This window comes from Stenotrophomonas sp. SMYL41 (assembly GCF_036319965.1).
GTDB classification, from domain to species: domain Bacteria; phylum Pseudomonadota; class Gammaproteobacteria; order Xanthomonadales; family Xanthomonadaceae; genus Stenotrophomonas; species Stenotrophomonas maltophilia_R.
In genome coordinates, this window is record NZ_JAWIRX010000018.1 from 72,193 (window position 1) to 97,158 (window position 24,966).

Below are 24,966 nucleotides of genomic sequence, written 5' to 3' on the forward strand. Positions count from 1 at the left end.
CCCGCAGTATGCGTGCACCTGCGCCCGGATGGTAGCGCCGGGCCATGCCCGGCGAGCGCAGAGGCTGCTCGATGGATGCGCCTTTGCACCCCGTTAAGCCAGCCTCTGCAAGCCTGCGCGGAGTCCTGAAGGAGATCCCCCATGCGCCTGTCCCTGTTGATGCTTGCCGCCCTGGTCCCGGCCATGCCGGCACTCGCCGCGGAAACCCCGGAGCTGCAGCGCGCCGTGGGTGCCCCCCAGGCGGTGGGCGCGGTGCATACCCTGCGCCAGATCCCCGAGGCCTGCGCGCGCCTGGAAGGTGCGTTCACCGGCGACGCCGCTGCGCCGTACCGCTTCTCCGCCGTGCGTACCAGCGAGCAGTGCCAGCCGCGCGCGCGTTTCGTCGATTACACCAAGGCACAGCCGAGTGCCGACAAGGGCTGGAAGCTCAACGATGTAATCCGCGTGCCCAATGCCGCGTGCCCGGCGCAGCAGGCCGTGGTGCGGGTGTGGCGCCTGCCATCGAGCAACAAGGTCGAGCTGGATGGGCAGGGCCAGTCGCGCATCTACCTGGAAGAAGCGAAGAAGCTGGCTGCGGCCGGTCAGATTCCGCAGGTGACGATGTTCGCCGCGCAGCTGCAGATGGAAGGCAAGGCCTGCAATTGAGGCCATCCGGCACGGTACTCGGTCGTGCCGGCCGCTGGCCGGCAACCCTGTAATCGTCACTCCGCCAGCGTCGCCCCGCGCGCCACCAGCAGCTCGCGCAGCGCCGTGCGGTGGCAGCGCGCTTCATTCTCGCAGTAACAGCCCACGCTGATGTCGCTGTGCTGTGACATCGCGGCCAGAAGATCCAGCGCGTGGGCCGCATCCGGCGCCTTCATCTCGGCCTTGTAGTGGCGGAAGAATACATTCCAGTCGGCCGCGGTTTTCGCTTCGTGCGCCTGCTTCACCAGTTCCGCGCTGGGTGACAGGGTCGGGAACCAGACGTCGTACCAGTCCTGTCTGGCGAATTCGCTGCGTGGTACGCCGCGCGGCGGGCGCCGAACGGTGCCGATACGCAGCCCTTCGCTGGGGTGGCGCGGCGTACCCAGTCGAACAACACGCAGTGCCATGGTGATCTCCAGGCGGGGCATCCATCATGCTGCGACGCACGTGCGCCAGGCGTGAACCGTTGTGGAAACGAAAAGGCCCGGGCGCTTGCGCACCCGGGCCTTTCCCCATGCCGGCAGCGATCAATTGCCGCGGCAGTCCTTCAGCCACAACACACGACCAATCTGGTCGTAGCTGTCGACCACGCCGGTCAGCGTCACCTTCTCGCGCGGACGCAGGGCCAGCGCATACGCGGCCTGGTTGGCTGCGAACGAGCAGGAAATGGCCACGCGTTCAAAGTCGATGCTGCCATCGCTGGGCAGGTCGAAGCTGGTGTTGTAGGTGCCGCCACTGCGCAGGACGGTGGTGATGCGGCCGGTAATGGCGTAGGTCTTGCCCTTGTAGCGCGGCTCGACTGCGGCAGGGTTGTCCTTGTTCTGGTTGCGCAGCTGGAAGCCGAAACGGTCGGCGGCAATCGTTACCACCGACGCCTGCGGAGTCGCCTTGGCCGCCTGTTCGCCAGCCTTGCCCGGCTTGATCTGGTTGAGCAGCTTGCACATTTCTTCGCGCACGCCGTCGGCCGAGGCAATGGCGCCCTTGTTGACCTTCACCACCATGCCGACGGTGCCCTGGCCGCCTTCGGAGGTGGCACTGATGATCATCGGAATCGGCTTGTGGGCCATGGATTCAGGCTCTTCGATCAGCATCGAGCCACCTTCCACGTCCTCGCTGAGGACGTCCATGTTGGCGTTTTTGGCGATCACCCGCATCTGGCCGATGGCGCTGGCCACGGTCAGGTCCGGGTGGGTGACCGATGAAGTGAAGGTGGTGCCGACGAAGGGATTGCCCTTCTTCTGGAAGTTGCTTTCGCAGGTCGCAGCGAAGGCCGGCGCGGCAGCACCGCACAGCAGCGCGGCGATCAGGATCGGGTGCTTCATGGTTACAGTCCTTGTGAAATGGCAGCACAGGCCCGGGCCTTGAAGGCCGGGCAGCGTCGAATCTGGCTTGCGGCGGCCCCTTTGCCCCGGGCCGGACCCCGATTGTGAGGCGCTTCGGCGGCCGCCGCAATGCGCCCTGTGCTCTCCACACTGGGCGCGGGTGCACCTCAGCCCTCGAAGGCCGGCAGCTTCTGCTTCACCGCCACGTTCTTCAGGGTGACGTACTTCGGCAGGCCATCGGTGCCATACGGCAGCGGGGCTTCGCCCTTGATCAACGGCGACAGGTAGGCACGCGCCTTGGCGGTGATGCCGAAGCCATCGCGGCGGATGAAGCCGGCCGGCATCTTCTTCTCGTGGTTGGCGATCTTCGACAGCGGCGCTGCTTCGATCTTCCAGCGGTAGGGCGCATCGCTGCTGCGCACGATCACCGGCATCACGCCGTTCTGACCCTTCAGCGCCAGCTGCACGGCGGCCTTGCCGACCGCTTGCGCCTGCTCCCAGTCGGTCCTGCTGGCCAGGTGGCGGGCCGAGCGCTGCAGGTAGTCGGGCAATGCCCAATGCACTTTCAGGCCCAGCTGATCCTTGACGCGGCCGGCCAGGTGCGCGGCTACGCCGCCGAGCTGCGAATGTCCGAACGAATCCTTGCCGCCACCGGCGTCGGCGACGAAGCGGCCATCGGCGGTCGCGATACCTTCCGACGCCACCACCACGCAGTAGCCGACGCGCTCGACCACGGCCTTCACCTTGGCCAGGAACGCGGCCTCGTCGTAGGCGCGCTCCGGCAGCAGGATGATGTGCGGTGCTTCGTCATCGCCGTTGCCGGCCAGGCCAGCGGCTGCGGCCAGCCAGCCGGCGTGGCGGCCCATCGCCTCGTAGATGAAGACGCGGGTGGAGGTCTCGGCCATGGCCGCCACGTCCAGCGCCGCCTCGCGCACCGAGACGGCGGTGTACTTGGCCGCCGAGCCGAAGCCGGGGCAGGTGTCGGTCACCGCCAGGTCGTTGTCGATGGTCTTGGGCACGCCGATGCAGGTCAGGTCGTAGCCGGAGGCCTTGGCCAGCTGCGAGACCTTCAGCGCGGTATCGGCCGAATCGTTGCCACCGTTGTAGAGGAACCAGCGCACGTCATGCGCGCGCAGCACCTCCAGCAGGCGGTCGTAGCGGGCACGGTCGGCGTCCAGCGATTTCAGCTTGACCCGGCACGAGCCGAAGGCGCCGCCCGGGGTATGGGCCAGCGCGCGGATGGCTGCGGCGCTCTCCTTGCTGGTGTCGATCAGCTCTTCGCGCAGGGCGCCAAGGATGCCGTTGCGGGCGGCCAGGACCTTGATGCCCTTGGCCCGGGCCTGCTCGATCACCGCTGCCGCCGTGGCATTGATGACGGCGGTGACACCGCCGGACTGGGCATAAAGGAGAGTACCGTTGCGCATGCTTCTACCTGCTCGGGGGAGGGGACATTGCAGGGACATTACCCGGATGCGGTAAAGTGGCGCTATTGCGGTGCAGCGATACCGGACCGTCCGGGACGCGAACCTTCTTTGTTTTCAACACGTTGGAGTCAGGTCAATGCGATTGGTTCTGTTGGGACCGCCCGGTTCGGGCAAGGGGACACAGGCGACGCGCCTGAAGGAAAAGCTGGGGATCGCCCACATTTCGACCGGTGACATGCTGCGCGCGGAAATCGCCGCCGGCACGGAGCTGGGCAAGCAGGCCAAGACGGTGATGGATGCCGGCAACCTGGTGTCGGACGACATCCTGCTGGGCATGCTGGAGTCGCGCCTGACCCAGGCTGATGTCGCCAAGGGCTTCATCCTCGATGGCTACCCGCGCAATGTGGCCCAGGCCAATGCGATGGACGGCCTGCTGGCCAAGATCGGCCAGCCGCTGGACGCCGTGGTGCAGCTGGACGTGGCCACCGAGCTGCTGGTCGACCGCATCGCCGGTCGTGCCAAGGAGCAGGGCCGCGCCGATGACAATCCGGAAGCGGTGCGCCAGCGCCTGCAGGTCTACAACGACCAGACCGCCCCGGTGGTCGACTTCTACGCCAGCCGTGGCACCTTGGCCCGCGTTGACGGCGTCGGTGAGCTGGACGAGATCGAAGCCCGCATCCTGGCGGCGATCAAGGCCTGATCCGGAAGGGCCGGTACGCTTCCGGCGCTTCGGGCGCAAAAAAACACAGGCCTGGTCCGCGAGGATCAGGCCTGTGTCGTTTGATAGGCGCCAGCGAAGGGCTTGCTCAGGGCCCCGCAGCATGAGCTCCCTTGGGGATGGCCTCTTGGGGAGTAGGACCGGTTCGGGTACTGCGGCTGGCAGTTCGAATTGTGTCCGGGTTCACAGAACATCGCTATCGGGAATTCCCTGACAGCTGATTGGAGTTTTCTCACATCCCGTGTAGGGGTTGTCTTACCCGGAATCGGACATTGGCCCTATACAGCCGTCATCGGTCACAATCCTCGGTCATGAGCAGCGTACATATCCTTGCAATCGCCGGCACCTTCATGGGCGGCGTGGCCGCCCTGGCGCGGGAACTGGGCCACTCGGTCAGTGGCAGCGACCAGGCCATCTACCCGCCAATGTCGACCCAGCTGGAACAGCTGGGTATCACCCTGGACCAGGGCTACCGCGCCGACAGCGTGCCGGCCGGCACCGACGAGGTGGTGATCGGCAACGCACTCTCACGCGGCAACGCAGCCGTGGAGGCCGTGCTCGACGCCGGCCAGCGCTACATCTCCGGTGCGCAGTGGTTGTCCGAGCAGGTGCTTCCGGGGCGCGACACGCTGGCCGTGGCCGGTACCCATGGCAAGACCACCACCACCACCATCCTCACCTGGCTGCTGGAAAGCGCCGGGCGATCACCCGGCTTCCTGATCGGCGGCGTAGCCGAGGACTTCGGTGTTTCCGCGCGCCTGGGCCAGGGCCGCGAGTTCGTGGTCGAGGCCGATGAGTACGACACTGCCTTCTTCGACAAGCGCAGCAAGTTCGTGCACTACCGGCCGCTGGTGGCCATTCTCAACAATCTTGAATACGACCACGCCGACATCTTCCCGGACGTGGCGGCGATCCAGCGCCAGTTCCACCACCTGGTGCGCACGGTGCCGGCGCGCGGCCGCCTGATCGTCAATGGCGAGGATCAGCACCTGGCCGAAGTGCTGGCGATGGGCTGCTGGACCCCGGTCGAACGTTTCGGATTCGATCCGTCGCTGGAATGGCATGCCGAACTGCTGGCCACCGATGGCAGCGCCTTCCGCGTGCACCATCGTGGGCAGGCGCTGGGTGATGTGCAGTGGTCGCTGCTGGGCCGCCACAACGTGCTCAACGGACTGGCCGCGCTGGCCGCCGCGCATGCGGTGGGCGTGGCACCGGCCGACGTGATTCCGGCGCTGGCGCGATTCCGCAGTGTCAAGCGCCGCATGGAAGTGATCGGTGGCCATGGCGGCATCACCGTCTACGACGATTTCGCCCATCACCCGACCGCGATCGCCACCACGCTGGAAGGCCTGCGTGCCAAGGTCGGCGATGCGCGCATCGTGGTCGCGATGGAGCCGCGCAGCAACTCGATGCGGCTGGGCGCACATGCGCAGGCGCTGGCCCCGTCGCTGGCGCTGGCCGATGAAGTGGTGTTCCTGCATCGCCCGGAACTGGCCTGGGATGCCGCTGCGGTGATCGCCGCGGTGCGCGGTGAAGCCCACGCGGTGCCGGATACCGACGCATTGCTCGCGCAGTTGCAGTCCAGTGCGCGCAGCGGCGACCACGTAGTGTTCATGTCCAACGGCGGCTTCGACGGCGCCCCGCGCCGCTTCCTCGCCGCGCTGCAGGCCCGATGAGCGTCGACAGCTCGCTGCCGCTGTTTCCGCTGCACACCACGCTGGTGCCAGGCGCGGCGGTGGGCCTGCGCGTATTCGAGCGGCGCTACCTGGACCTGGTCCGCGACTGCGGCCGCAGTGGTGAGGGGTTTGGTGTCTGCCTGATCCTCGATGGCGAGGAAGTCGGCGCACCAGCGACACCGGCGGCCTACGGCGTGCAGGTACGCATCGAAGACTTCGATGTCGGCGCCGATGGCGTGCTGCAGCTGCGCCTGCGCGGTACCCGTCGCTTCCATGTCGAGCGCACCCGTGTGCGTGACAATGGCCTGGTGGTGGCCGACGTGCACTGGTGCGAGGAGGATCCTGACGACGAACTTCGGCCACAGCATGCGCTGCTGGCCACGGTACTGGGGCACATCATCGAACAGGCCGGCGAGGCCTATGCGCCGTCCAACCCGGCGTTGCTGGACCAGGCCAGCTGGGTCGGCTGGCGGTTGGCCGAGCTGCTGCCGCTGAGCGAGCAGCAGCGCCTGCAGCTGCTGCAGATGGACGACCCGCACCAGCGCCTGCAGCAGTTGCTGGGCTGGATGCCGTAGCCGACTGCCTCAGGTGGGTGTGCACCCGGTGCACACGCTGGGGCGTGCGTGGAGTGCCATCCACGCATGGCGTGGATCTACTGTATCGCCGAGCCCGTGCTCGGCTGGTTGGATCGCGCGAATCGCAGCCGAGCGTAGGCTTGGCTCCACAGTACGTCGCTTGCAGTCAGGGCGTGGTGGTCTTCAACCGCAGCACCGGCAACCCGGTTTCGCTGTGCACAGCCTCGCGTTGCGGCAAGTCCTGCACGGCTTCCTTCACTGCATTGAGCGCCGGGTCGACGCCACGCAGCGGGTGCCACATGCCGATCCACTCGAAATGGCGCTCGTAGCGCAGGGTCTGCGCGCTGCCCAGCCACAGCGGCGTGTGGCCCGGTTGCAGCTGGGCCGGCGCCGGCCACAGGCGCAGCACATAGCGCTCATCCGGCTTCGCACCCTGGCGCACCATCAGCAGCGCTTCCACGCGCGTTTCCAGCGTGGCCGGCAGCACCGGTAATTCCTCGGCGCCGGTGTTCTTGTCCAGCATCAGCAGCGCTTCCTGCCAGCCGGCCTGTTCCTGCCGCTTCCAGCCGCGTGCTTCCAGCTGCGCCTGCAGCGGCGCCAGCGGGCCGGCCACCTGCACGTCCAACGGCCAGCGCTGGTCGTCGTCGAACTCGTTGCGGCGCGCTGGCAGCGTCGCCCAGTCGTGCTGCCACCAGGCCTGCATTTCCATCGCCTGCGGTGCCGGCAGGGTCGGCTCGAAGCGTTCCAGCTTCACCGGAATATGGCGCGGTGCGTACCACATCGCAGCGACGGCGAAGACGCCGTAGAACAGCCACGCCACCGGCTTCACCCAGAACGAGCGGTTGAAGCGGCGGCGGTAGGCGATGCCCAGCACCAGCAGCCAGAACGTGCCGAACAGCATGCCGCCGATCACATCGCTCAGCCAATGCGCGCCCAGGTACAGGCGCGCGAAGCCGATCAGGCTCACCACGATGCCCGACACCAGGTACGGCCAGACGCGGGTGCGGCCGGGCATTTCACGGGCGATCAGCACCGCGAAGAAGCCGAAGGTGATGGTGGCCATGGTCACCGACACCGACGGGAAGCCGAAGCCACTGCTGGCATCGATCGGGCGCACCACATCCACCGTGGCGCCGAGCAGCATGGTCAACGCCAGGCCGAACGCAAGCGCGGCCAGCCAGTGCGCGGCCGCCATCCAGCGCCGGCGCCAGACCAGGTAGCCCATCGCCGCCGCAGTGGCCGGCAGCAATACCTGCCAGGCGCCCAGCGAAGCCAGCGCGGCCATCGGGTAATCGGCCAGCGGGTTGCGCAGCGCCAGCATGGCCTGGTGCACCAGCAGGTCGATGGCCAGTGGCTCGCCGTGCGCGACCACCACGGTCAGCAGCGCGAACCAGCCCCAGCCCAGCACCAGCAGCATCAGCGCCAGCATCGCCAGCGGCACCGACTCGCGCCGCTTCGGGTCCAGCACACCGACGGTATAACGGCCCAGCGTGGGGTGGCGGTTGGACCAGTCCAGCAGGCGTGCCAGCCAGTTGTCCATGCGTGCGGCCGACCAGCGGTAGCCGTACAGCACGATGGCCCAGACCAGGCCGAGGATCACCGCCAGCAGGCCGACCACCACCACCAGTCGCCCGGCCACCGCAGCCACCGCGTCGTAGGCCTCGCCGAGAATCCAGCCCGGTGCCAGGAACAGCACCGCCCAGGAAATGCTGGCGATGCCGCTGGCCTGCACATAGCGGCTGGCGGGCATCTTCATCATGCCGGCGATGGCCGGCACGAACGGGCGGATAGCGCCCACGTAGCGTGCGATCAGGATGCTCTTGAAGGCATTGCGGCGGAACAGGTTCTCGCCGCGGTCGAGCAGCTGCGGGTAGCGGCTGAACGGCCACACGCCACGCAGGCGGTCGCCCCAGCGGCGGCCGATCCAGTAGCTGATGCCATCACCGGCGAACGCACCCAGCGCCGCCGCCGCCACCGCATACGGCCCGGAGATCTGGCCCAGGCCGATGAACACGCCCACCGCGAAAAGCAGCGGCAGGGCCGGCACGATGGCACCGAGAATGATCACCGCATCGCAGAAGGCGATGAGGAAGATAACGGCACCCGCCAGCACGGGGTGAGCGGCAATCCACGCAAGGGTGGCGTCGATCCATGAAGAGTCCATTGCCCGATTATAGGGGCGTGAAGGTGACTGGTTCCCAGCCGCTTCGTGACCGTTTGCAACCGGCGCCATCGCCTAGAATGGGCACATGCCGCATTCGCCAGACACGCCCTCGCACGCCCTGAAGGCCGACAGCTTCGGTCGGATCCTCCTTGTGGACGGGCCTGCCGGTCCCTTCGTACGCCGTGACCTGGGCGCCACGCCGCTGTGGCTGCGGCTGCCGGCCTGGTGGCTGGCCCGCCGCGAAGCGCGCGCGCTGCGCCACATCCACGGCATGGCCGATGTGCCGCAGCTGCTGGCGTGGGATGGCCGTCATCTCGACCGCAGCTTCATGGCCGGCGATGCCATGTACCAGCGTCCGCCACGCGGTGACCTGGCCTGGTTCCGCGCCGCGCGTCGCCTGCTGCAGCAGCTGCATCGCAATGGCGTGGCCCACAACGATCTGGCCAAGGAAGCCAACTGGCTGGTCACCGACGATGGCCGCCCGGCATTGATCGACTTCCAGCTGGCGGTGATCGGCAACCCGCGCTCGCGCTGGATGCGCCTGCTGGCCCGCGAGGACCTGCGCCATCTGCTCAAGCACAAGCGCATGTATTGCCGCGAGTCGCTCACCCCGGTGGAAAAGCGGGTGCTCAAGCGCACCTCGTGGGTGCGCGAACTGTGGTTCGCCACCGGCAAGCCGGTCTACCGCTTCGTCACCCGCCGCATCCTGCATTGGGAAGACAACGAGGGGCAGGGGCCGAAGCCGTGAGCACTGCGCAGGTGGTGGCCGGCCCGCCGAGCGCGGGCAGTGTCCTGCGCCCACAGCTGGCCGGCGCCGACTTCGTGCATGCCTGCCAGGCAACGACCCATCGTGATGGACGCTCGGCCTTGCAGGCCTATCGCGATATGGCCGCGACCATTCCCGGCTGGTTCGACGGATTGATGGCGCTGCGCAACCACGGCATGCGCCTGCTCGGCATGAAGCACCTGGGCTCGTTGCGCGCGGTGCAGGATGTTGCGGATCCTCAACCCGGGCAGCGGCTGGGCATCTTCACCCTGCAGTCGCTGACTGACGATGCGATCGTGCTGGAAGACGACGATCGCCACCTGCGTGTGCAGCTGGCCCTGCAGTGGCAGGGCGCCGTGCTGGAGGTGGCGACGGTGGTGCATACGCACAACGCGTTCGGGCGCGTGTACATGCTGCCGGTTGCACCCGTGCATCGGCTGATCGTGCCGCATCTGCTGAGGAAGCAGGTGCAGGGGTACCGGTAGATCCACGCCATGCGTGGATGCAGTTTGCGATCCATTACATGCTCGTCGGTCATTGCCAAGTGTCACTGAAACGTGGATTCTGCATGCGGCACTCCAGCACCAGTCCAACGCGATGTAAGCAGGGCCGGGGGGCGCGGTGAGTCGGTACGGGAGCAACCCTGAGATCAACGATGCGATGAGCAATCCGACGCGTGCTGTTTCCTGCTTTGAAAGGCAGTTGATCGAGGCTGTGGCATCTCATCTGCCTGAGGCCTCTGCCTCGCAGCTTCACGCCGACCTTGCTCTCGCAGCGGCCGTGGAAATGGGTCTTGGTGGAGCTCGGGTGGGATTCGTCATTTCCGGATATGAGCGTCCTCCGTACCAAGGCCAGCACGCGTATCCCGTCGAGCTGCAGATGCAGGACGCAGATGGTGCTGAACTCACGCCGATTCTTCATGCGGACGCAAACGACCGTCTGCTGGAGCTGGAAATCATCCGCTGGGACGGTGCCGAGCTGATATCTCCTCGAATTGACAGCTTGGTCTGCTATGCCTGAGGTGGCAATGAAGGGTTCTGGTGGAAACAAGCACGATGTGCGGATGGCCGGCCTCGAAGAGCCGGTGGACGTCGCGGACGATTCTTGCGAATTCGAGTGAAGGGTCTTGCTAGTGGCGATGATGTGGAGCCGAGCCATGCTCGGCTGCATTCAATGAGCCGAGCATGGCTCGGCTCTACAGACGCCGGTAACCTTACGGCGTCGCCGGCACCACCTGCTGGCCGATGAAGTTGCGCTTGGCATCGAAGTCGTAGGCGATCTGCAGCTGGCCCACATCCGGGCAGGCGTGGCAGTCGCGCAGTGGCGTGCGATACATCACGCGGATGCCACCGTTCTCCAGTGGCGTGGCCCCGGCCGACTGCGCCGGGGCGAACGGCGTGGCCTGCGGGTTGGCCTTCAGCAGTTCCTGCACGGCGGGGTCGGCACGCAGGGTGTCGTCCAATTGCACGGCATCCACATCGATGCGCTTGCCGCTGGCGTCGACCAGGCGGGTGCCTTCGTTGGTGTTGGCGCGGAACGGATACTCGACCGTGGCAATGCCCAGGCCTTCGTTCTCGTGCCAGGCCGTCACATAGGCCAGCTCACCGCCGGTGGACAACTGCTCGGCGGCAGCAATGGCATCGGCGCTGGCGCCACCGGCGCGCATCGCATCGCGCAGGCACTCGCGGGTGGCCGCATTCTCGCCCTGGCGGCAGGCGTTGAGGTCGCCATCCCACACCACGGCCTCGCTCCAGCGCAGCTTGCCGTCGGCGGCGGCCTTCTCTGCGCTGGGCGTGTCACCGGCAGGTGGCTCCTTGCCCGGTTCCGGCGAACGGCCCTGGCAGGCGGTCAGCAGGGCAAGCCCCAGGGCAGGCAGCAACAGGCGGGAACGGCGCATGGCGTGGACCTCGTGCGTTGACTGGAGGCCCGAGTATCGTCAAGGCCGGGTGAACTCCGCGTCGGCGCGGCATACTAGCGGCTCATTGCATACGCTGGAGTGTGGAACGTGGGCAGTCTGCAGGGCAAAACCCTTTTCATCACCGGTGCCTCGCGTGGCATCGGCCTGGCCATCGCACTGCGCGCTGCGCGCGACGGCGCCAACGTGGCCATCGCGGCCAAGTCGTCGGTGCCGAACCCGAAGCTGCCGGGCACCATCCACACCGCGGCCGAGGCCGTTACGGCGGCCGGGGGCCAAGGGCTGGCGCTGAAGTGCGACATCCGCGAGGAGGAGCAGGTACAGGCCGCAGTTGCGGCCACGGTCGACACCTTCGGTGGCATCGACATCCTGATCAACAACGCCAGTGCGATCTGGCTGCGTGGCACGCTGGATACGCCGATGAAGCGTTTCGACCTGATGCAGCAGGTCAACTCGCGCGGCAGTTTCCTGTGTGCGCAGGCCTGCCTGCCGTATCTGCTGCAGGCGCCGAACCCGCACATCCTCACCCTGGCACCGCCGCCGAGCCTTGAGCCGAAGTGGTGGGGCGCGCATACCGGCTACACGCTGGCGAAGATGGGCATGAGCTTCGTCACGCTCGGCCTGTCCGCGGAGTTCGGTCCGCAGGGGGTGGCGGTGAACGCGCTGTGGCCGCGCACCGTCATCGCCACTGATGCGATCAACATGATTCCGGGCGTGGATGCGGCTGGCTGCCGTACGCCGCAGATCATGGCCGACGCCGCGCATGCGGTGCTGGTGCGCGAAGCGGCCGGCTTCCACGGCCAGTTCCTGATCGACGATGAAGTGCTGGCGCAGGCCGGTATCACCGATCTTTCGGGCTACGCGGTGGATCCGTCGCGTCCGTTGTTGCCGGATCTGTTCCTGGATTGACCGCGCGTCGCGGGAAGAGGCCGAGGGCTGCGCCCCCCGGCCTGCTGCGCTAGAATGCGTGGCTGTAATCGTTTCCAACAGGGATGTGAACGCATGTCACGTACGCTTTCCGTCGCGGCGCTGGCCGCTTCGCTGTCGTTGATCCTGACTGCCTGCGGTGGCAAGGCCCCCGCGGCTGCGGTTGGCGCCGCTGCTTCCGGCACGCCGGACGCCAGCACGGCCCCGTCCGACACACAGCAGCAGTTGACCGCCAAGCTCAACGCCTACATCGGCTGCTTCAACACGCTTGATTCGAAGACGCACGACAGCCTCCAGTCCTACACGCGCTGGATCAAGGACGTCGAGGCCGGCCCGACCGGGCGCGAGACCCAGGTGTACGGTCCGTTCGAGATCAGCGATTACGACATGAAGCAGTGCGATGGCCCGGTGACCGAGGCGATGGCTGCCAAGCCGGCGCTGGCCGAACTCGATGCTGCTGCCAGCCATTATCAGCAGGCGCTGAAGGCGCTGGTGCCGGTCAGCAAGGAGGCGCACGACTACTATGATCGCCAGGACTACGAAGACGACCAGTTTGCCAGGGGCAAGCAGCTGCACGCGCCCTTGATGGCCGCCTTCAAGGACTTCGTGGCTGCCAGCGAAACGTTCAATGCCGAGCTGGAGCGCCAGAACGACGCTGCCCAGCGCGAGCAGCTCAAGGCACTGGAACAGGCCGAGGGGCGCACGCGCGAGTACTACCGTCTGGCGATGATGCTGGAAGCCAAGGCCATCGTGGAGCTGATGAGCGAGGACGACTTTGATCCGGCCCAAGCCCGTGAACGCCTCGACGCCTTCAACCGTATTTCCGACGAGGCGCATGCCAAGGTGGCCGATCAGGAGCCGGGCAAGCTGGACTGGAACAGCTTCGAGCGCGAAGCCGAGAACTTCCGTCGCGAAGGCAAGGAGCGGCTGCAGCGCGTCAGCGAGAAAAAGCCTTACAGCGATTTCGAACGACGCATGCTGGATTCGCCCTCGATGGCGCCGCGTGGCTCCGCCAACAAGCTGATGCAGGAATACAACTCGCTGGTTTTCCAGAGCAACCGCCAGTAGCGAAGCTCAACGTTATTTTTGTCGCGATCGAGCAGGATGATTGCGACATGACGCGTCCCGCAGCCCCGAATGCCAGCACCTTCCCGAGGTGCTGGAGCGCGCGCCCGCGCCATGCATGAAGATGCCTGCAGTTTTCACTGGTGCAAGGAACTGATTTGAACGCATCCACACGCCTGCTTCCTGTTCTCCTGCTCGGCGCGCTGGCCGGCTGCAACAACCCGGCGGGCCTGGCTGTCGCCGATCCCGGGTTGGAAAAGATCAACGCCTACATCGAGTGCTACAACGGCGTCGAACAGCCCATCCACGAAGGTTTCCAGACCTACACGGGCTGGATGAAGGATCCCAAGGCAGGTCCAACCGGCAAGGAAGCGCAGCCGCGCTCCCCCGGCAAGGTGCTGTCGCACCGCGTCGAGTACTGCGGCCAGCCGCTGACCGATGCGCTGGCAAAGAGCCCCGCGACGCCGCTGGATGCGCCCGCGCGGCAGTACCAGCAGGCGTTCCAGGCACTGAACACCTTGGTCGAGCGCGCAGATGGCTACTTCACCCGCGAAGACTTTCGCCGCGATGGTGGTGAAGGAATGCGCAGCCAGCATGCCCCGCTGATGCAGGCCTATGCCGAGTTCTTCAAGGCCAGCGAAGCGATGGATGCGGCGCTGGAAAAGAACGAGAACGATCGTCGCGCCGCGCAGCTGAAGCAGATCGAGGAACGCGAAGGCCGCTCGCTGGCCTATTACCACCTGCGCCTTGTCGGTGACGGCAAGCAGCTGGCGATGGCGTTCCAGAGCGACGCGCCGGACGTTGCGGCGTTGCGCGGCCAGCTGGCCGACTATCAGGCGCTGGTGACGGACATCCAGAACAGCGGTGTCGGCAAGGATGACCCGATGTGGGGCCATGTGCAGCGTTCGGCCGACAAGCTGGTGCGTACCGCCGGGCGCGGAGTCGAGCGCCTGGAACAGGGCAAGCCGATGACCGCCGATGCGCTGGCGGCCGAGCGCAAGGCATCGGGCAGCTGGCTCACCACCGATCCTGAAGGGGCGCAGTCGACGATTCTGGATGCCTACAACGACCTGGTGACCACCAGCAACCGCATGCATTGAGCAGGATCCACGCGAGGCGTGGTTCTGCCGGAGGTAGTGCCGGCCGTTGGCCGGCATGACCCTCAATGGCTGAATGCATCCGGCAGTTCACCGCCGCATCTGCGGCAGTGGCGGGCGTCGGGTTCGTGGCCTTCCAGCCCGCAGTGCGGGCACCCGCGCGCGTCACGGCGCGCAGCCAGTTCGGCTTCGCGCATGGTGCTGGCCAGTTCGGCGGTGTAGATGCCGGTGGGCACGGCGATGATGCTGTAGCCGATCAGGATCAGCACCGAGGTGACAAAGCGACCGAGCACGGTCTGCGGCACGATGTCGCCGAAGCCGACCGTGGCCATGGTCACCACCGCCCAGTACATGCTGGCCGGAATGTTGGTGAAGCCGTGCTCCGGTCCCTCGATCACATACATCAGCGCACCGGCGATGATGGTGATGGTGATCACCGTGAACAGGAACACCAGCACCTTGCGCCGGCTGCGCCACAGCGAGGTCATGAGGACGCCGCTTTCCTCGATGTAGCGGGTCAGCTTGAGGATGCGGAACACGCGCAGGATGCGCAGTGCGCGCACCACCAGCAGGCTCTGCGCGCCTGGGATGAACATCGACAGGTAGGCGGGCAGGATCGACAGCAGGTCGATGATGCCCCAGATGCTCACCGCGTAACGCAGCGGTCGCTTGACCACCGCCAGCCGCAGCAGGTACTCGGCGGTGAAGATGATCGTGAAGCCCCATTCCAGGATGTACAGGCCGGTGGACCACTCGGCATGCAGGTGCTGCACGCTGTCGATCATCACCACCAGGATGCTGGCGACGATCGCCACCACCAGGATCAGGTCGAAATTGCGCGAGGGCCGCGAGTCGTGGCGGTAGATGATGTCGAACCACCGACGGCGCCAGCCGGTCTCGGTGGCGGGGTTCAGCTGGGGGGCGGAGAACGGTCGCATGGGCGCATTGTGCCGCAGGGGTTCCGGCGCGAGAATGGGTGTTCCTGAACCCTGCCGACTGCCATGACCGCCGCTACCGATCCGCTGATCTCCCTGTCGCACTATTACCTGCCGGTCTACAAGCCCCGCCAGGTGGTACTGGAGCGAGGCCAGGGCGCCCGCGTGTGGGACAGCCAGGGCCGTGAGTTCATCGACCTGGCCGCCGGCATCGCCGTGTGCGGCCTGGGCCACAATGATCCGGACCTGGTGGCCGCACTGGTCGAGCAGGCCGGCAAGCTCTGGCACACCAGCAACGTGTTCTACAGCGCGCCGCCGCTGCACCTGGCCGAGGAGCTGGTGAAGGCCAGCCGCTTCGCCGAGCGCGTGTTCCTGTGCAACTCCGGCGCCGAAGCCAACGAAGTGGCGATCAAGATGGTCCGCAAGTGGGCCTCCAGCCAGGGCCGCCCGGCCGACAAGCGGGTGATCATCACCTTCCGTGGCAGTTTCCACGGCCGCACCCTGGGCGCGGTGACCGCCACTGCCCAGCCGAAGTACCAGGAAGGCTACGAGCCGCTGCCCGGCGGCTTCCGCTACATCGATTTCAACGATGAGGTCCAGCTGGAAACCGCGATGGCCGCCGGCGACGTGGCGGCGGTGATGCTGGAGCCGATCCAGGGAGAGGGCGGCGTGATGCCGGCCAAGTCTGGCTTCCTCAAGCGCGTGCGCGAGCTGTGCGACCAGCACAACGCACTGCTGGTGCTGGACGAGATCCAGGCCGGCATGGGCCGTACCGGCACGTTGTTCGCGCACTGGCAGGACGATGTGGTGCCGGACATGGTCACCCTGGCCAAGGCGCTGGGCGGCGGCTTCCCTATCGGTGCGATGCTGGCTGGCCCGAAGGTGGCCGAAACCATGCAGTTCGGCGCGCATGGCACCACCTTCGGTGGCAACCCGCTGGCTGCCGCGGTGGCCCGCGTGGCGCTGCGCAAGCTGGCCTCGGCGGAGATCGCCGCCAACGTCAGCCGCCAGTCGAAGGCGCTGCGCGATGGCTTCGCCCGCATCAACGACGAGTTCGGTGTGTTCAGCGATGTGCGTGGCCGCGGCCTGATGCTGGGCGCGGTGCTCAGCAAGGACTTCGCCGGCCAGGCCGGTGCGATCCTCGATCATGCCGCCGAGCAGGGCCTGCTGACCCTGCAGGCCGGCCCGGACGTGCTGCGCTTCGTGCCGTCGCTGAACATCACCGACGAAGAAGTGGCCGAAGGGCTGAAGCGCCTTCGCGCTGCGATTGCAGCGTTCATCGCAGCGCGCTGAAGCCCCGGCGCTGGGATCGGATCCCTCTCCTGCGGAGAGGGCTCTGGCCCCGATCAGTTCACGGCGTAACGCTTCAACACCTTGCCCAACCCACGGCCATCGCGCACGGTTTCCGCGTGCAGGCCGGCAGCGCGCGCGCCACGCACATTGGCGAACAGGTCATCGACGAACAGCGTTCGCGCAGGCGCCACGCCCAGCGCTTCCAGCGTGCGCAGAAACACTGCTGGCGCAGGCTTGCGCAGGCCAAAATCCGCGCTGCAGAACACGCGGCCCTGCAAGGCAGGAAACAGATCCGGCAACAGGCTGGGCAACGCCTGCACCATCAGCGCGCCGTTGTTGGTCAGTACTGCCATTGGCAGCTGCAGGGCCTGCAGCCGCTGCAGCACGGCAAACTGCGGGTGGCTGGCGGCCTGGCGCGCGGCGGTCCATGTCGTCACATCAACGGTTCTGCCCAGCAGCGCCCCCAGCCGTGCCAGGTAGGCCGGACCGTCCAGCGTGCCATTGTCATGCGCAGCTTCCAGCCCGCTGTCATACAGCGCGGCCTGCACGGCCGGCGTCGGAACCTGCAGTGCCTGTGCCAGGTGCAGCACGCGCTGCGCGCGCTGGTATTGCACCAGGACGCCATCTACATCCAGCAGCAACAGATCGATCCGCATCGCCCGAGCATGCCACTGCAGTGAGTGCGCGGGAAAGCCTGGAGTTGGCATGCGACAGACGGTCGCAGACGGGGACGCGGGGGCCTGCCTAGAATGACGTTTGAATCCGCAGGAGACGCAATGATGAAGGCTTGGATGGTGGCAGTGGGGCTGGGTGCGCTGGTGCTGGCGCCGTCGGCGATGGCGCGGGTGTGTGCGGTGAGCATCGACAGCACCGACCAGATGAGCTTCAGCAGTCGCGAGATCAAGGTCGCCGCTGATTGCACCGCCGTGGACCTGACCCTGCGCCACACCGGCAAGCTCGCCGCCACCGCGATGGGCCACAACTGGGTGCTGACCCGCGCCGCTGATTACCAGCCGGTGGCGATGGCAGGCATGCGCATGACCCTGGCCGACAGTTACCTGCCGAAGGCTGACAAGCGTGTGCTGGCCCACACCAAGGTGATCGGCGGCGGCGAGACCACGCGCGTGCGCTTCTCTACCCAGGGCCTGCAGAAGGGCGGTGACTACACCTTCTTCTGCTCGTTCCCCGGCCACTTCGCGATGATGAAGGGCAAATTCGTCTTTGGTTGAGTGGATGGAAAAAGGGGACGGAGGGGATCAAGTCGTTTGTGCACAAACGACTTGATCCCCTCCGTCCCCTTTTTCGTGCAGAGCGGGCTCAGCCCTTGGCGGTCTTGAATGCCACGCGTGCAGCGGCCAAGGTGGCCTCGATCACGGCATCATCGTGGGCGCTGGAGAGGAACCCGGCCTCGTATGCCGACGGCGCAAGGAACACGCCCTGTTCCAGCATCGCGTGGAAGAAGCGGTTGAACGCCGGGATGTCACAGGATGTGGCCTGCGCATAGGTCTCCACCTTCTCGCTGGTGAAGAACAGGCCAAACATCGCACCCACGCGGGTGGTGGTCACTGCCACGCCGGCTTCGGCGGCGGCCGCTTCCAGGCCGGCACACAGGCGCGCGGTGCGCTCGGCCAGGTCGGCGTGGAAGCCCGGCTGCTGGATCAGTTCCAGCATCGCCAGGCCAGCAGCCATCGCCACCGGGTTGCCGCTCAGCGTGCCGGCCTGGTAGATCGGGCCGGCCGGGGCGATCTGCTGCATCAGCTCGCGGCGGCCGCCGTAGGCACCCACCGGCATGCCGCCGCCGATGATCTTGCCGAAGGTGGTCAGGTCCGGGGTGATGCCGTAGTGCGCCTGCGCACCGCCGAGGGCGACGCGGAAGCCGGTCATCACCTCGTCGAAGATCAGCAGCGCGCCGTGCTTCGTGCACAGTTCGCGCAGGTGCTGCAGGTAACCCTCGCGCGGCGGGATGCAGTTGGCGTTGCCGACCACCGGTTCGATGATCAGGCCGGCGATGTCGTCACCCTGCTGTTCGAACAGCGCCGTGGCCGCTTCGAAGTCGTTGTAGGGCAGGGTCAGGGTCAGTTCGCTCAGGCCGGCAGGGACGCCCGGCGAGGTCGGCACGCCCAGGGTCAGCATGCCACTGCCGGCCTTGACCAGGAACGAGTCGCCATGGCCGTGGTAGCAGCCTTCGAACTTCACGATGCGGTTGCGGCCGGTCGCACCACGCGCCAGCCGGATCGCCGACAGCGTGGCTTCGGTGCCGGAGTTGACCATGCGCACCATCTCGCACGACGGCACCAGGCGGGTGATGGTCTCGGCCATGGTGACTTCGGCCGCGCACGGCGCACCGAACGACAGGCCGTTGTCGATCGCCTTCTTCACCGCCTGGCGCACGGCCGGATGGTTGTGGCCGACGATCATCGGGCCCCAGGAACCGACGTAGTCGATGTAGCGGTTGCCATCGACGTCGTACAGGTAGGCGCCGTCGGCGCGCTCGACGAAGAACGGTTCACCACCGACCGACTTGAACGCGCGTACCGGCGAATTGACGCCGCCCGGCAGCAGCTGCTGGGCGCGGGAGAACAGGGCGTGGGACTGGTCGTGGTTCATGCGGATTTCCTGGGCATTACGCGAACTGGGCGAGGTAGGCGCGCTGGACCGCAACCGGGTCTTCGGCGGCGAACACGCTGCTGACCACGGCGACCAGATCGGCGCCAGCGTCGATGATGGGACCGACATTGTCCGGCGTCAGGCCGCCGATCGCCACCCGCGGCACGCCCAGTGCGGCGCTTTGCCGCAGCAGGTCGGTATGGGCGCGGCTGCTGGTGATCTTGGTGGTGGTCGGGAAGAAGGCGCCGAAGGCCACGTAGCTGGCACCGGCGGCCACGGCCTGCTCGGCATTGGCCAGCTGGTCGTAGCAGGAAGCGCCGATGATGGCTTCGGGGCCGAGCAGGGCGCGCGCGCTGGGGATGTCACCGTCGGTGCCGCCCAGGTGCACGCCGGCGGCGCCGACTGCCTTGGCCAGCGCCGGGTCGTCGTTGACGATCAGCGGCACGCCGTGTTCCACGCACAGCGCCTGCAGGGCGGTGGCCTGCTCCCGCCGCAGCGCGTCACTGGCGGTCTTGTTGCGGTACTGCAGCCAGGTGGCGCCCGCAGCCAGCAGCGGCGCGGTACGGGCCAGCAGGCGCGCGGTATCGGGCTCGTCCGGGGTGATCAGGTAGACGCCGCGGGGCGCCGGGGAAGCAGAAGTCATCGATGGCTACCGGTGAGTGGACCGCGATGGGACAATGGCGGCCCGTGAATCCAGCCCTGATTATCCGATGAGCGATGCCACCCCCACCACCTTGCGCACCTGGATGTGCGTGGTCTGCGGCTTCCTTTACAGCGAAGCGGACGGCCTGCCGGAGGAGGGCATCGCGCCGGGGACGCGCTGGGAGGACATTCCCGAGACCTGGACCTGCCCGGACTGTGGCGTGACCAAGGCCGATTTCGAGATGGTCGAGGTCGATTGACGGGTGGGCCACCGGGCCCCTCCGGTGGGTGTGGACCGTTGATCCACACACTGACACCTTCAATGCAACCGCGGCACCGGTCCGCCGAGGTCGATCAGCTTCTCGCGCAGCCACTGCGCATCGCTGGCTTCCGGGTTGCGCTTCAGGTACTGCCCCAGGTCGTGGCGGGCACCGGCCAGGTATTCCAGCTGCAGGTAGGCCAGTCCGCGGTCGCGCAGCGCGTCGTCCTGCTCCGGGGCCAGCTTCAGCAGGCGGTCGGCACTGCGCGCGGCACGGTCCCATTCGCCGGCTTCGGCGTACACGCCATGCAGGTTGCGCAGCATGCGCATCAGGATCGCACGCGCCGGCGCCGGGTCCAGGATCTGCGCCAGTACCTGGTCGTCCGGCATTTGCCCACCCAGATGTGACTTGGCGCGTTCGCGCAGTTCGTCCACGTCCAGCGGGCGGCCACCGTTGAACGGGTCCATCACCAGCACGCCGTCGTCTACCGGCAGGCGCACCAGGAAGTGGCCGGGAAAGGACACGCCGTCGAGCGGAATGCCCAGCCGGCGCGCGACTTCCATCTGCACCAGTGCCAGCGAGATCGGGTTGCCCAGGCGGCGCTCGAAGACCTGGTTGAGGTAGCTGTTGCGCGGGTCGTAGTACTCGTCATGGTCGCCGCTGTAGCCCAGCTCGTCGAACAGGTGGCGGTTGATCGCCGCCATCTTCAGCGGGCTGTTGTCGATGCTGTCCACTTCCGAGCGGAGGTGGTCGACATGGCTCTGGATCAGTGCGTCGTAGGTCGACGGCTGCAGATCGGGGTATTCATCGCGCGCGATCAGCAGCGCGGTCGGCAGCAGTGGCAGCGCCTCGTCTTCGAGGTCGGCCAGTGCATCCCAGTCGGGGAGTGTGATCCGGTCCTGCATGGCCACAGACTGGCGTCATTCGCAGGCGGTTTCAAGCGGTGCCGCGTGAAAAATTCAGGGGTCAGATCCCTTTCGCGTGCGAAAGGGATCTGACCCCGGCAGGATTGCCGGCAAGCGGCCGGCATTACCGCTGGCAGAACCCTTGTTACTCGATGCCCGGTCCGAGCTTCAGCTCCGTGCCATCCTTCAGCTTGAGCTTCTCGGCCTGGCCGGCGTTGAGCTCCAGCACGTAGCGTGCCGGGCCGCCGCTGGGGTAGGGCGGGCACATGTCGCCGGCCGAGCACGGCGGTACGTCGCGCTGCTGGCTGACCAGCTTGCGCTGGCTGTCGAAGTACAGGATGTCCAGCGCGATCCTGGTGTTCTTCATCCAGTACGCCTGCATTTCTTCGCGGTCGTGGATGAACAGCATGCCGTGGTCGGCCGACATCTGGTCGCGGAACATCAGTCCGCGCGCGCGGGTTTCATCGTTGGTGGCCAGCTCGACCTGGTAGCGGGCACCATCCAGCTCGACCCAGTGGCGGGCCGCATCGGTGGCACAACCGGCCAGGGCCAGCAGCGGAAGCATCAGCAGCGAACGCAACAGCGACATCGTCAGGATCCTTCGAAAGGGTCAGAGCACGACCGGCGGTTCGCCGCCGACGATCACCACATCGGCGCGGCGGCGCGCGAACAGGCCGACGCAGACCACGCCCGGCAGCTGATTCAGCTCGCGCTCCAGCTTTTCCGGATCGGTGATCTGCAGGTTGTGGATGTCCAGGATCTGGTTGCCGTTGTCGGTGATCACGCCTTCGCGCCAGGCCGGCTGGCCGCCGGTCATGTCGCGGATCTGGCGGGCGACCAGGCTGCGCGCCATCGGGATCACTTCCACCGGCAGCGGGAACCTGCCCAGCACCGGCACCTGCTTGCTCGGGTCGATGATGCAGATGAAGCGCTCGCTGGCCTCGGCGATGATCTTCTCGCGGGTGAGCGCGGCGCCGCCGCCCTTGATCAGGCACTTGTTGGCGTCGCACTCATCGGCGCCGTCGACGTACAGCGACAGGTTGCCGCTGTGGTTCAGCTCGATCACCTCGATGCCGTGCTGCTTCAGGCGCGCGGTGCTCTGTTCGGAGCTGGACACGGCCCCCTTGATGCGGTGCTGGATGCGGGCAAGGGCATCGATGAAATAGGCCACGGTGGAACCGGTGCCGACACCGACGATCATGCCGTCTTCAACGTACTCGATGGCTTTCTCGGCGGCCAGGCGCTTGGCTTCGGACATGGGAGAACTCTCAGGCAGGGGATCAGGATTTCTTTTCCAGCGACAGCAGCAGCTTCCACTGCGCGGCGGTCACCGGGAACACCGACAGGCGGTTGCCCTTGGCAACCAGCGGGAAGCCTTCGCCGAGTTCGTCGGCGTGCAGCTTGATCTCGTCCAGCGCGATCACCTGCTTGAGCTTGCGGTCGAAGGCCACGTCCACCAGCATCCAGCGCGGGTTCTCGCGCGTGCTCTTGGGGTCGTGGTAATCGGATGTCGGGTCGAACTGGGTGTCGTCCGGGTAGGCCGTGCTGGCCACCGTGGCCAGCCCCACGATGCCGGGGACCTTGGTATTGGAGTGGTAGAACAGGATGCCGTCGCCCACCTGCATGCCATCGCGCATGAAATTGCGCGCCTGGTAGTTGCGCACCCCGTTCCAGGGTTCGACCTTGACCTTGGCCAGGTCATCGATGGAGAAGGCGTCCGGTTCGGACTTCATCAGCCAGTAGCGCTTGCGGGCGGTCATGCGTTCACAGGGGCAGCGGAGGGGAACAGGGTGCCTTCTTCAGTGCAGATCGCATCCACCGGCACGTCCCACGACGCCACCGGCAAGGACTCGACCTGCTGCACCGCGAACGCTGCACCGACCAGCCAGGGCGGCGCCGGCCGGTCGTGGCGGAAGGCGAAGCTGCGATCATACCAGCCGCCCCCCATGCCCAGCCGCCGGCACTGCGTGTCGAAGCCCACCAGCGGGGCCACCACCAGCGCCATCTGCGCCGGTTCCAGGGTGTCCTCCATGGCCACGTCCGGCTCGGGAATGCCATAGCGGTTGCTGGTCAGCGGCTGCCCGGGCCGCCACGGCGCGAAGCGCAGCACGTCGCCGGCCAGCACCGGCAGGCAGTAGGTGAGTCCCTCGGGCAATTGCAGCTGCCAGCGGTGCAGGGCGATTTCGCCATCCAGCGCCCAGTAGCCGGCCACGGCGCCTTCGCGCGGGGCGAACGGCAGGGCGAGCAGAGACTCGGCAAGCGATTCGGCGGCGGCAATGCGCTCACCGGCGGAAAGGTCGCGGCGGCGTTGCCGCAGGTCGTGGCGCAGGGCCTGGCGCGGGTCGGTCATGGCAGCGTGCGGCAAGGATCAGCCGCCATTGTGCCGGAAAGAACAAGGGCGACGCCCGAAGACGCCGCCCTTGCTGGAATATTGCATTCTCCGCAATGTCGATGCATGCGAAACGACCTTGAACCCGGGGGCTCAAGTGGGAACGCTGGAGAACCATCGGGCTTCCCGCTACAAGGCGGACCTGCACTCCCGGCGCTGTCGCGCTCCCGGTGTCGTTCTTAAGGGACAAGGCGAATGTTTGCACATGCCGTCGAGTACCGCAGAGAACGCGTGACCATTATAGCCAGCGTGCAGGATCTGGATAGGCCGTTCGTCGGCAACAGTCCGTGCCAATTCAGATACGCGAAAAAGGGGACGGAGGGAATTAAGACGTTTCCAGCACGGAAGGGGCGAATGCGCCTTAATTCCCTCCGTCCCCTTTTTCTATGGGGGGGGCGTCGATCGCGCGGTCCAGGCGCCGGTTCAGGTCGGCCAGCGTCTGCTGCAGGGCCACTGCCTGGCGGGCGTTCTCGTCGCGCAGCAGCTGCAGTTCGTGGGCCAGGTTCAGTGCGGCCAGCACGGCGACGCGGTCGACGGCGGCCATGCGATTGCTGCCGCGGATTTCGCGCATGCGCGCATCGAGCAGGCGCGCGGCGGCCATCAGGCTGTCGCGTTCATCGCCGCCAACACCCACGGTGTATTCACGATCGAGGATGCGGACACTGACCGGTTCGGCGCTCATGTGTGCTGCTCCAGGGATTTGAGCCGGCTGATCATTGCTTCCACCCGCGAGCGTGCCTGCTCGTTCTTGGCCAGCAGCGTGGAACGCTCGGCCACCAGCTGTTCCTGCTGGTGGCGCAGGCTGCGGTTCTCCTCGGCCAGGCGCTGGTTGCGTTCAAGCAACGCTTCCACGCGGGCGGCGAAGTCCTGCAGCTGGGCAAGGGGATCGGCGGGTTCCATGCAGGCACGATAGGCAAGCCGGGTAAGGGCGGTCAAGCGTTGTCGCAGCAAGGCCTGGCGGCCGCAGAGAGGATGCTGCGGGGTTGCTACACTACGGGGTCTCACGGGCGCGCGCGTGCGCGCCCCGGGTTTCCTTTCCGAACGAGCCGCACGATGACCGAACTTCCCTCCGTCGACGACGTTACCCGCGCCAGCCAGGAACTGGGCCTGGGCGCCACCGCTGCCGAGCTGCATGGTGCGCTGTGTGGCTGGCTGGCCGCGGGCGGCGCCCCCGGCAATGACTGGCCGGCGCGGGTGCTGGCCGACGACAACCTGCCGCCGGTGGCCGCCGACAGCGTGCTGGGGCAGCTGCTGCAGGCCACCATCAAGCAGCTGGAAGACCGCGACTTCGCCTTCGAACTGCTGCTGACCGACGGCGACGACGTGTCCGCGCAGGCTGATGCCATGTTCAGCTGGACCCGCTCGTTCCTGGGCGGCTTCGGCCTGGGCAGCGGTGGTCGCCGCCCGGCCCTGTCTGAAGAGGGCGAAGAAGCGCTGACCGACATGGCCAGCCTGGCCCGTGCCTCCAGCGAGGATTTCGAGGCCGGTGGCGACGATGACGACGAAGCCTTGTCGGAGATCGAGGAATTCATCCGCGTGGCAGTACTGCTGCTGCACGGCGACGTGGTGCTGGCCTCGCGCCATCGGCAGCGCTTGAACTGA

General features: G+C 66.8%; 30 protein-coding genes and 1 other RNA gene. 14 read left to right on the top strand and 17 right to left on the bottom strand.

Going from position 1 to position 24,966, the window contains the following annotated elements; all coding sequences use genetic code 11:
• Nucleotides 1-141: 141 nt before the first annotated feature.
• Nucleotides 142-645, top strand: a complete 504-nt coding sequence (locus V3B30_RS18380) for a hypothetical protein (protein ID WP_100473829.1) — start codon at nucleotides 142-144, stop codon at nucleotides 643-645.
• 56 nt (nucleotides 646-701) lie between these two features.
• On the opposite strand, the gene V3B30_RS18385 is transcribed toward V3B30_RS18380, so the two are convergent.
• From V3B30_RS18385 to V3B30_RS18395, 3 genes are all read right to left on the bottom strand, one after another.
• Nucleotides 702-1,091, bottom strand: coding sequence for a DUF488 family protein (locus V3B30_RS18385; RefSeq protein WP_262083729.1), 390 nt, complete (start codon nucleotides 1,089-1,091; stop codon nucleotides 702-704).
• Nucleotides 1,092-1,211: 120 nt separating this feature from the next.
• The gene (locus V3B30_RS18390; protein WP_019338785.1) at nucleotides 1,212-2,006 is read right to left on the bottom strand and encodes a hypothetical protein; all 795 of its coding nucleotides are present in this window, start codon (nucleotides 2,004-2,006) and stop codon (nucleotides 1,212-1,214) included.
• 167 nt (nucleotides 2,007-2,173) lie between these two features.
• Nucleotides 2,174-3,430, bottom strand: coding sequence for a 6-phosphofructokinase (locus V3B30_RS18395; protein ID WP_100473828.1), 1,257 nt, complete (start codon nucleotides 3,428-3,430; stop codon nucleotides 2,174-2,176).
• Between the two features lie 136 nt (nucleotides 3,431-3,566).
• Here V3B30_RS18395 and V3B30_RS18400 point away from each other — a divergent pair, with 136 nt between their 5' ends.
• The 3 genes from V3B30_RS18400 (at nucleotide 3,567) to V3B30_RS18410 (ending at nucleotide 6,399) form a co-directional block, all read left to right on the top strand.
• On the top strand, nucleotides 3,567-4,130 hold the full coding sequence (locus V3B30_RS18400) for an adenylate kinase (protein ID WP_100473827.1): 564 nt from the start codon (nucleotides 3,567-3,569) through the stop codon (nucleotides 4,128-4,130).
• A gap of 329 nt (nucleotides 4,131-4,459) precedes the next feature.
• On the top strand, nucleotides 4,460-5,824 hold the full coding sequence (gene mpl / locus V3B30_RS18405) for a UDP-N-acetylmuramate:L-alanyl-gamma-D-glutamyl-meso-diaminopimelate ligase (RefSeq protein WP_262083730.1): 1,365 nt from the start codon (nucleotides 4,460-4,462) through the stop codon (nucleotides 5,822-5,824).
• A complete protein-coding gene (locus tag V3B30_RS18410; protein ID WP_100473825.1) occupies nucleotides 5,821-6,399 on the top strand; it encodes an LON peptidase substrate-binding domain-containing protein in 579 nt (192 codons plus the stop codon). The genes mpl and V3B30_RS18410 overlap by 4 nt, the downstream gene beginning before the upstream one ends.
• A 166-nt stretch (nucleotides 6,400-6,565) precedes the next feature.
• On the opposite strand, the gene V3B30_RS18415 is transcribed toward V3B30_RS18410, so the two are convergent.
• On the bottom strand, nucleotides 6,566-8,563 hold the full coding sequence (locus tag V3B30_RS18415; protein WP_262083731.1) for a bifunctional DedA family/phosphatase PAP2 family protein: 1,998 nt from the start codon (nucleotides 8,561-8,563) through the stop codon (nucleotides 6,566-6,568).
• An 85-nt stretch (nucleotides 8,564-8,648) separates the two neighbouring features.
• On the opposite strand from V3B30_RS18415, the gene V3B30_RS18420 reads away from it, so the two are divergent.
• From V3B30_RS18420 to V3B30_RS18430, 3 genes are all read left to right on the top strand, one after another.
• Complete coding sequence (locus tag V3B30_RS18420; protein ID WP_100473823.1) at nucleotides 8,649-9,311, top strand: serine/threonine-protein kinase; 663 nt, start codon at nucleotides 8,649-8,651, stop codon at nucleotides 9,309-9,311.
• Entirely contained in the window at nucleotides 9,308-9,814 is a 507-nt protein-coding gene (locus tag V3B30_RS18425) for a DUF2867 domain-containing protein (RefSeq protein WP_262083732.1), read from the top strand. Before V3B30_RS18420 ends, V3B30_RS18425 begins: the two co-directional genes overlap by 4 nt.
• Nucleotides 9,815-9,989: 175 nt before the next feature.
• On the top strand, nucleotides 9,990-10,349 hold the full coding sequence (locus V3B30_RS18430; protein WP_262083733.1) for a hypothetical protein: 360 nt from the start codon (nucleotides 9,990-9,992) through the stop codon (nucleotides 10,347-10,349).
• Nucleotides 10,350-10,542: 193 nt separating this feature from the next.
• On the opposite strand, the gene V3B30_RS18435 is transcribed toward V3B30_RS18430, so the two are convergent.
• The gene (locus V3B30_RS18435) at nucleotides 10,543-11,226 is read right to left on the bottom strand and encodes a hypothetical protein (RefSeq protein WP_100473820.1); all 684 of its coding nucleotides are present in this window, start codon (nucleotides 11,224-11,226) and stop codon (nucleotides 10,543-10,545) included.
• A 108-nt stretch (nucleotides 11,227-11,334) separates the two neighbouring features.
• Between V3B30_RS18435 and V3B30_RS18440 the strand changes: the two genes are divergently transcribed.
• The 3 genes from V3B30_RS18440 to V3B30_RS18450 all read left to right on the top strand — a co-directional run bounded on the left by V3B30_RS18440 (nucleotide 11,335) and on the right by V3B30_RS18450 (nucleotide 14,336).
• Complete coding sequence (locus V3B30_RS18440) at nucleotides 11,335-12,153, top strand: NAD(P)-dependent oxidoreductase (RefSeq protein WP_262083734.1); 819 nt, start codon at nucleotides 11,335-11,337, stop codon at nucleotides 12,151-12,153.
• 93 nt (nucleotides 12,154-12,246) lie between these two features.
• Complete coding sequence (locus V3B30_RS18445) at nucleotides 12,247-13,239, top strand: YiiG family protein (protein ID WP_262083735.1); 993 nt, start codon at nucleotides 12,247-12,249, stop codon at nucleotides 13,237-13,239.
• Between the two features lie 155 nt (nucleotides 13,240-13,394).
• A complete protein-coding gene (locus tag V3B30_RS18450) occupies nucleotides 13,395-14,336 on the top strand; it encodes a YiiG family protein (RefSeq protein ID WP_262083736.1) in 942 nt (313 codons plus the stop codon).
• A gap of 62 nt (nucleotides 14,337-14,398) precedes the next feature.
• Here V3B30_RS18450 and V3B30_RS18455 read toward each other — a convergent pair whose 3' ends face one another.
• The gene (locus tag V3B30_RS18455; protein ID WP_049439908.1) at nucleotides 14,399-15,271 is read right to left on the bottom strand and encodes an ion transporter; all 873 of its coding nucleotides are present in this window, start codon (nucleotides 15,269-15,271) and stop codon (nucleotides 14,399-14,401) included.
• A 63-nt stretch (nucleotides 15,272-15,334) separates the two neighbouring features.
• Here V3B30_RS18455 and V3B30_RS18460 point away from each other — a divergent pair, with 63 nt between their 5' ends.
• Nucleotides 15,335-16,561, top strand: a complete 1,227-nt coding sequence (locus V3B30_RS18460) for an acetylornithine transaminase (protein WP_049440495.1) — start codon at nucleotides 15,335-15,337, stop codon at nucleotides 16,559-16,561.
• A 53-nt stretch (nucleotides 16,562-16,614) separates the two neighbouring features.
• Here V3B30_RS18460 and V3B30_RS18465 read toward each other — a convergent pair whose 3' ends face one another.
• Nucleotides 16,615-17,217: an HAD-IA family hydrolase gene (locus tag V3B30_RS18465; RefSeq protein WP_262083737.1), complete on the bottom strand. Its 603-nt coding sequence runs from the start codon at nucleotides 17,215-17,217 to the stop codon at nucleotides 16,615-16,617.
• Between the two features lie 123 nt (nucleotides 17,218-17,340).
• Here V3B30_RS18465 and azu point away from each other — a divergent pair, with 123 nt between their 5' ends.
• Nucleotides 17,341-17,790 carry an azurin gene (azu, locus tag V3B30_RS18470; RefSeq protein WP_262083738.1) on the top strand — a complete coding sequence of 150 codons (450 nt, stop codon included), beginning with the start codon at nucleotides 17,341-17,343 and terminating at the stop codon, nucleotides 17,788-17,790.
• An 88-nt stretch (nucleotides 17,791-17,878) separates the two neighbouring features.
• Here the strand turns inward: azu and hemL are convergent, their stop codons facing one another.
• Nucleotides 17,879-19,168, bottom strand: a complete 1,290-nt coding sequence (hemL, locus tag V3B30_RS18475; protein ID WP_262083739.1) for a glutamate-1-semialdehyde 2,1-aminomutase — start codon at nucleotides 19,166-19,168, stop codon at nucleotides 17,879-17,881.
• Between the two features lie 16 nt (nucleotides 19,169-19,184).
• Nucleotides 19,185-19,811 carry a thiamine phosphate synthase gene (thiE, locus tag V3B30_RS18480; RefSeq protein ID WP_262083740.1) on the bottom strand — a complete coding sequence of 209 codons (627 nt, stop codon included), beginning with the start codon at nucleotides 19,809-19,811 and terminating at the stop codon, nucleotides 19,185-19,187.
• A gap of 34 nt (nucleotides 19,812-19,845) precedes the next feature.
• Between thiE and V3B30_RS18485 the strand changes: the two genes are divergently transcribed.
• Nucleotides 19,846-20,070, top strand: a complete 225-nt coding sequence (locus V3B30_RS18485) for a rubredoxin (RefSeq protein ID WP_006467103.1) — start codon at nucleotides 19,846-19,848, stop codon at nucleotides 20,068-20,070.
• 59 nt (nucleotides 20,071-20,129) lie between these two features.
• Here V3B30_RS18485 and V3B30_RS18490 read toward each other — a convergent pair whose 3' ends face one another.
• The 8 genes from V3B30_RS18490 to V3B30_RS18525 all read right to left on the bottom strand — a co-directional run bounded on the left by V3B30_RS18490 (nucleotide 20,130) and on the right by V3B30_RS18525 (nucleotide 24,264).
• The gene (locus tag V3B30_RS18490; protein WP_100473812.1) at nucleotides 20,130-20,975 is read right to left on the bottom strand and encodes a SirB1 family protein; all 846 of its coding nucleotides are present in this window, start codon (nucleotides 20,973-20,975) and stop codon (nucleotides 20,130-20,132) included.
• Between the two features lie 145 nt (nucleotides 20,976-21,120).
• Nucleotides 21,121-21,564 carry a DUF192 domain-containing protein gene (locus V3B30_RS18495; RefSeq protein WP_262083741.1) on the bottom strand — a complete coding sequence of 148 codons (444 nt, stop codon included), beginning with the start codon at nucleotides 21,562-21,564 and terminating at the stop codon, nucleotides 21,121-21,123.
• A 21-nt stretch (nucleotides 21,565-21,585) separates the two neighbouring features.
• A complete protein-coding gene (rpiA, locus tag V3B30_RS18500; protein WP_262083742.1) occupies nucleotides 21,586-22,233 on the bottom strand; it encodes a ribose-5-phosphate isomerase RpiA in 648 nt (215 codons plus the stop codon).
• A gap of 22 nt (nucleotides 22,234-22,255) precedes the next feature.
• The gene (locus V3B30_RS18505; RefSeq protein ID WP_100473809.1) at nucleotides 22,256-22,735 is read right to left on the bottom strand and encodes an EVE domain-containing protein; all 480 of its coding nucleotides are present in this window, start codon (nucleotides 22,733-22,735) and stop codon (nucleotides 22,256-22,258) included.
• A complete protein-coding gene (locus V3B30_RS18510) occupies nucleotides 22,732-23,325 on the bottom strand; it encodes a 5-formyltetrahydrofolate cyclo-ligase (RefSeq protein WP_262083743.1) in 594 nt (197 codons plus the stop codon). The genes V3B30_RS18505 and V3B30_RS18510 overlap by 4 nt, the downstream gene beginning before the upstream one ends.
• 83 nt (nucleotides 23,326-23,408) lie before the next feature.
• Nucleotides 23,409-23,594: non-coding RNA, 6S RNA (gene ssrS, locus V3B30_RS18515), on the bottom strand.
• Between the two features lie 131 nt (nucleotides 23,595-23,725).
• Nucleotides 23,726-24,046, bottom strand: coding sequence for a cell division protein ZapA (locus V3B30_RS18520; protein ID WP_262083744.1), 321 nt, complete (start codon nucleotides 24,044-24,046; stop codon nucleotides 23,726-23,728).
• The gene (locus tag V3B30_RS18525) at nucleotides 24,043-24,264 is read right to left on the bottom strand and encodes a TIGR02449 family protein (protein ID WP_005410898.1); all 222 of its coding nucleotides are present in this window, start codon (nucleotides 24,262-24,264) and stop codon (nucleotides 24,043-24,045) included. The genes V3B30_RS18520 and V3B30_RS18525 overlap by 4 nt, the downstream gene beginning before the upstream one ends.
• Nucleotides 24,265-24,417: 153 nt before the next feature.
• Between V3B30_RS18525 and V3B30_RS18530 the strand changes: the two genes are divergently transcribed.
• A complete protein-coding gene (locus V3B30_RS18530; RefSeq protein WP_262083745.1) occupies nucleotides 24,418-24,966 on the top strand; it encodes a YecA family protein in 549 nt (182 codons plus the stop codon).

Bases quoted from the DNA above. Each gene is read 5' to 3' on its own strand.
- V3B30_RS18380 (WP_100473829.1), top strand. From the start codon at position 142: ATGCGCCTGTCCCTGTTGATGCTTGCCGCCCTGGTCCCGGCCATGCCG.
- V3B30_RS18385 (WP_262083729.1), bottom strand. From the start codon at position 1,091: ATGGCACTGCGTGTTGTTCGACTGGGTACGCCGCGCCACCCCAGCGAA.
- V3B30_RS18390 (WP_019338785.1), bottom strand. From the start codon at position 2,006: ATGAAGCACCCGATCCTGATCGCCGCGCTGCTGTGCGGTGCTGCCGCG.
- V3B30_RS18395 (WP_100473828.1), bottom strand. From the start codon at position 3,430: ATGCGCAACGGTACTCTCCTTTATGCCCAGTCCGGCGGTGTCACCGCC.
- V3B30_RS18400 (WP_100473827.1), top strand. From the start codon at position 3,567: ATGCGATTGGTTCTGTTGGGACCGCCCGGTTCGGGCAAGGGGACACAG.
- mpl (WP_262083730.1), top strand. From the start codon at position 4,460: ATGAGCAGCGTACATATCCTTGCAATCGCCGGCACCTTCATGGGCGGC.
- V3B30_RS18410 (WP_100473825.1), top strand. From the start codon at position 5,821: ATGAGCGTCGACAGCTCGCTGCCGCTGTTTCCGCTGCACACCACGCTG.
- V3B30_RS18415 (WP_262083731.1), bottom strand. From the start codon at position 8,563: ATGGACTCTTCATGGATCGACGCCACCCTTGCGTGGATTGCCGCTCAC.
- V3B30_RS18420 (WP_100473823.1), top strand. From the start codon at position 8,649: ATGCCGCATTCGCCAGACACGCCCTCGCACGCCCTGAAGGCCGACAGC.
- V3B30_RS18430 (WP_262083733.1), top strand. From the start codon at position 9,990: ATGAGCAATCCGACGCGTGCTGTTTCCTGCTTTGAAAGGCAGTTGATC.
- V3B30_RS18435 (WP_100473820.1), bottom strand. From the start codon at position 11,226: ATGCGCCGTTCCCGCCTGTTGCTGCCTGCCCTGGGGCTTGCCCTGCTG.
- V3B30_RS18445 (WP_262083735.1), top strand. From the start codon at position 12,247: ATGTCACGTACGCTTTCCGTCGCGGCGCTGGCCGCTTCGCTGTCGTTG.
- V3B30_RS18455 (WP_049439908.1), bottom strand. From the start codon at position 15,271: ATGCGACCGTTCTCCGCCCCCCAGCTGAACCCCGCCACCGAGACCGGC.
- V3B30_RS18460 (WP_049440495.1), top strand. From the start codon at position 15,335: ATGACCGCCGCTACCGATCCGCTGATCTCCCTGTCGCACTATTACCTG.
- V3B30_RS18465 (WP_262083737.1), bottom strand. From the start codon at position 17,217: ATGCGGATCGATCTGTTGCTGCTGGATGTAGATGGCGTCCTGGTGCAA.
- azu (WP_262083738.1), top strand. From the start codon at position 17,341: ATGAAGGCTTGGATGGTGGCAGTGGGGCTGGGTGCGCTGGTGCTGGCG.
- hemL (WP_262083739.1), bottom strand. From the start codon at position 19,168: ATGAACCACGACCAGTCCCACGCCCTGTTCTCCCGCGCCCAGCAGCTG.
- thiE (WP_262083740.1), bottom strand. From the start codon at position 19,811: ATGACTTCTGCTTCCCCGGCGCCCCGCGGCGTCTACCTGATCACCCCG.
- V3B30_RS18485 (WP_006467103.1), top strand. From the start codon at position 19,846: ATGGCGGCCCGTGAATCCAGCCCTGATTATCCGATGAGCGATGCCACC.
- V3B30_RS18490 (WP_100473812.1), bottom strand. From the start codon at position 20,975: ATGCAGGACCGGATCACACTCCCCGACTGGGATGCACTGGCCGACCTC.
- V3B30_RS18495 (WP_262083741.1), bottom strand. From the start codon at position 21,564: ATGTCGCTGTTGCGTTCGCTGCTGATGCTTCCGCTGCTGGCCCTGGCC.
- rpiA (WP_262083742.1), bottom strand. From the start codon at position 22,233: ATGTCCGAAGCCAAGCGCCTGGCCGCCGAGAAAGCCATCGAGTACGTT.
- V3B30_RS18505 (WP_100473809.1), bottom strand. From the start codon at position 22,735: ATGACCGCCCGCAAGCGCTACTGGCTGATGAAGTCCGAACCGGACGCC.
- V3B30_RS18510 (WP_262083743.1), bottom strand. From the start codon at position 23,325: ATGACCGACCCGCGCCAGGCCCTGCGCCACGACCTGCGGCAACGCCGC.
- V3B30_RS18520 (WP_262083744.1), bottom strand. From the start codon at position 24,046: ATGAGCGCCGAACCGGTCAGTGTCCGCATCCTCGATCGTGAATACACC.
- V3B30_RS18525 (WP_005410898.1), bottom strand. From the start codon at position 24,264: ATGGAACCCGCCGATCCCCTTGCCCAGCTGCAGGACTTCGCCGCCCGC.
- V3B30_RS18530 (WP_262083745.1), top strand. From the start codon at position 24,418: ATGACCGAACTTCCCTCCGTCGACGACGTTACCCGCGCCAGCCAGGAA.